The sequence below is a fragment of the Aeromonas sp. HMWF014 genome (genome assembly GCF_963878295.1).
GTDB lineage: Bacteria > Pseudomonadota > Gammaproteobacteria > Enterobacterales > Aeromonadaceae > Aeromonas > Aeromonas popoffii.
Genome location: NZ_CAWNYS010000185.1, coordinates 1 through 3,305, shown reverse-complemented (window position 1 = coordinate 3,305; position 3,305 = coordinate 1). Strand labels below are relative to the sequence as shown.

Genomic DNA, 3,305 nt, shown 5'->3' with positions numbered 1-3,305 from the left:
ATAGTGAAAGGGGTGACGGGAGAGGAAAAGGGGTAAACGGTAGATAAAGATAGGGGCCGCGCTTTCGCAACGGCCCCCACCCCCCACTCGGTGCTCTTGTATCAAGAGCTGCTATCAGATCAGCTTGCGGGCTGCGCCCAATGCGATCTTGATGGCATCAGATTCAGTTTTTGCCATGGTCTCGGCGTTCGGGATTTCCTGCTGGGTACGGTTGACGATAACGCCAGCCACCATACCGGCACGCAGGCCCTGGCTGGTGCACATGGTCAGCAGGGTGGCAGATTCCATCTCATAGTTCAGCACGCCCATGGCTTGCCACTCTTTCATGGAACCCTGGAAACGGCTCACTACGCGGCCGGATACGGTGTCGTAACGCTCCTGACCCGGGTAGAAGGTATCGGAAGAGGCAGTCACACCGATGTGCAGCTTGGAGCCCATCTCTTTAGCGGTGTTGACCAGCGCGGTGGTGCAGTCGAAGTCGGCAACAGCTGGGAACTCCATCGGTGCAAAGTGCAGGCTGGCACCGTCAAGGCGCACGGAACCGGTAGTGACGATCACGTCACCCACGTTCAGGTGCGGCTGGATGGCACCTGTGGTGCCGATACGCAGGAAGGTATTGATACCGAGCTGGGCCAGCTCTTCAACCGCGATGGAGGTGGACGGGCCACCGATACCGGTAGAGCAGATGATCACGGCCTTGCCGTCCATCTCACCGCGCCAGGTAGTGAATTCACGATGGCTGGCCAGGTGCACCGGGTTATCCAACAGCTCTGCGATGCGCTTGACGCGCTCGGGGTCACCGGGAACGATCGCCAAGGTGGCGCCTTGCAGATCCGCTTTCTTCAAACCCAAGTGAAATACATCAGACATAGTGGACTCCTGGTTGCCCCCTGCCAGCAGGGTCAGGGCGCAAGTTAAGATGATTCTTCATGATACTTTCAAGCCTTTCCCCCTCTTTAGGGGAGGCGCCAACTATGGTCGAAAGCGCTTTCCAATTCCTTGAAGCGCCTCACACTTCCACGCATTGACAGTCACAAACTCCGCGCAAAACGTTTGCTAACTTGATGAATTTCTTGAAAAACGTTTTTCTGCAAACTGATCACGACAGGGAAAGTCAAGCCTGGTTCAGCGCTTAATTAACGACTCGTGATCGACCCCGTAAAGTTGTAAACAAGATGCTTTTGTATCCCGCCCATGATGGTAGCTTAACCACCAATTACCACTTAATGGCTAACTATAGGGAGTTCATCATGGCGACATTCAAGTTCTACATCCCCGCAATCAACCTGATGGGTGCCGGCTGTCTGCAAGAGGCCACCGCCGATATCAAGGGTTACGGCTATCGCAAGGCGCTGATCGTCACCGATAAAATCCTCAACCAGATCGGCGTGGTTGCCAAACTCATCACCCTCTTGGCTGAACATGGCATTGAAAGCGTGGTGTTCGACGAAACCAAGCCGAACCCCACCATGGCCAACGTCGAATCAGGTCTGGCCATGATCAAGGCCAACGGCTGCGACTGCGTCATCTCGCTGGGGGGGGGCTCGCCCCATGACTGCGCCAAGGGCATCGCCCTGGTCGCCGCCAACGGAGGTAGCATCCGGGATTATGAAGGGGTGGATCGCTCCGCCAAGCCGCAGCTGCCGCTCATCGCCATCAACACCACTGCCGGTACCGCCTCCGAGATGACCCGCTTCTGCATCATCACCGACGAAGCGCGCCACGTGAAAATGGCCATCATCGACAAGCACGTTACCCCGCTGATGTCGGTCAACGATCCCGAGCTGATGCTGGCCAAGCCGGCCGGCCTCACCGCCGCCACCGGCATGGATGCCCTGACCCACGCCATTGAGGCGTATGTCTCCACCATCGCCACCCCGGTGACCGATGCCAGCGCCATCATGGCGATCCAGCTCATCGCCAAACACCTGCGCACCGTGGTCAACCAGGGCGACGATCTGCATGCCCGCGAGCAGATGGCCTACGCCCAGTTCCTGGCCGGCATGGCCTTCAACAACGCAAGCCTGGGTTACGTACACGCCATGGCCCACCAGCTGGGTGGCTTCTATGACCTGCCCCACGGGGTCTGCAACGCCGTGCTGCTGCCCCACGTTCAGGCTTACAACGCGCAAGTGAGCGCCGCTCGGCTGAAAGAGGTGGCCCGCTACATGGGGGTGGACGTGAGCACCATGAACGACGAACAGGGCGCCGATGCGGCGATTGCCGCCATCAAGCAGCTGGCGCTGGATGTGAAGATCCCGGCTGGTCTGGCGCAGCTCGGCGTCAAGGCCGATGACTTCGATATCCTGGCCAGCAACGCCCTGAAAGATGCCTGCGGCTTCACCAACCCGAAACAGGCAAGCCATGAGGAGATAGTCGCCATCTTCCGCGCCGCCATGTAAACCGCCATCAGGCAGAAAGGGTCGCACGGCGGCCCTTTTTATTGGCTGATGGATCAATGGCTTTTTACTTCCGCAGAGGGAGCCGGTATGATTTGCCGAGCTTAAAAAGACTTGAATGGATGATCTGAACTCGATATGCGGATGAAACACCTGATTGCCGCGGCCCTGACCGCCCTCACCCTGTCCGGTTGCAGCCTGGTCTATCGCATCGATATTCCCCAGGGCAACTATGTGGAACAAAAACAGGTCGACAAACTGCGCCAGGGCATGACCCGCGAACAGGTCGAGTTCGTGCTGGGTTCCGCCATGCTGCGCGATGCCTTTGACCCGAACACCTGGTATTACCTCTATGAATTCCAGCCGGGTCGTGGCGAAAAGGAGCGCAGGGAGCTCACCCTGACCTTCGCCAACGAAAAATTGGCCACGGTCACCGGCGACTTCCCGTTGCCAGCGGCCTTCCACACACCGCTCTGATCGCATTCACAAAACCGGCCCCGTGCCGGTTTTGTTTTATGTTGCCACCGCCATCCCATCTTCGCGAGGAAGCCTCCATGAACCAGCCCCGACATCCCCATCCCAGCGGACGGCTCGCTGGCAAGGTCTTGGCTGCCCCCGTTGAAGCAGGGAAGCACCCATGAGCCAGATCCTGATCGCCGGGGCCAGCGGGCTGATTGGCCGGGAACTGCTCCATCAACTCGACCCCGCTCACTCACTGACCCTGCTCTGTCGCCAGGCGGGTGATCCCCGCCCCCAACATCACTGGCTGCCGGTCGACTTCGAACAACTGGCGGAACTCAGCCTGCCCGATCCGGTCGACATCGCCTTCTGCTGCCTCGGCACCACCCGCAAGCAGGCAGGGTCCGACGAGGCGTTTCACCGGGTCGATCACGACTATGTGCTGGC

At 59.0% G+C, this 3,305-nt stretch carries 3 protein-coding genes and 1 pseudogene; 3 read left to right on the top strand and 1 reads right to left on the bottom strand.

The features are described from left to right. Positions 1-114: 114 nt before the first annotated feature. Entirely contained in the window at positions 115-870 is a 756-nt protein-coding gene (gene udp / locus AAC083_RS07175; protein ID WP_042036957.1) for a uridine phosphorylase, read from the bottom strand. Positions 871-1,250: 380 nt separating this feature from the next. On the opposite strand from udp, the gene yiaY reads away from it, so the two are divergent. The 3 genes and pseudogenes from yiaY to AAC083_RS07160 all read left to right on the top strand — a co-directional run. Beyond that, a complete protein-coding gene (yiaY, locus tag AAC083_RS07170) occupies positions 1,251-2,402 on the top strand; it encodes an L-threonine dehydrogenase (protein ID WP_108536195.1) in 1,152 nt (383 codons plus the stop codon). 135 nt (positions 2,403-2,537) lie between these two features. Next, positions 2,538-2,876, top strand: coding sequence for an outer membrane protein assembly factor BamE (locus AAC083_RS07165; protein WP_042036960.1), 339 nt, complete (start codon positions 2,538-2,540; stop codon positions 2,874-2,876). Positions 2,877-3,036: 160 nt separating this feature from the next. Then, a pseudogene (locus AAC083_RS07160) lies at positions 3,037-3,305 on the top strand (nucleoside-diphosphate sugar epimerase); the annotation flags it as partial.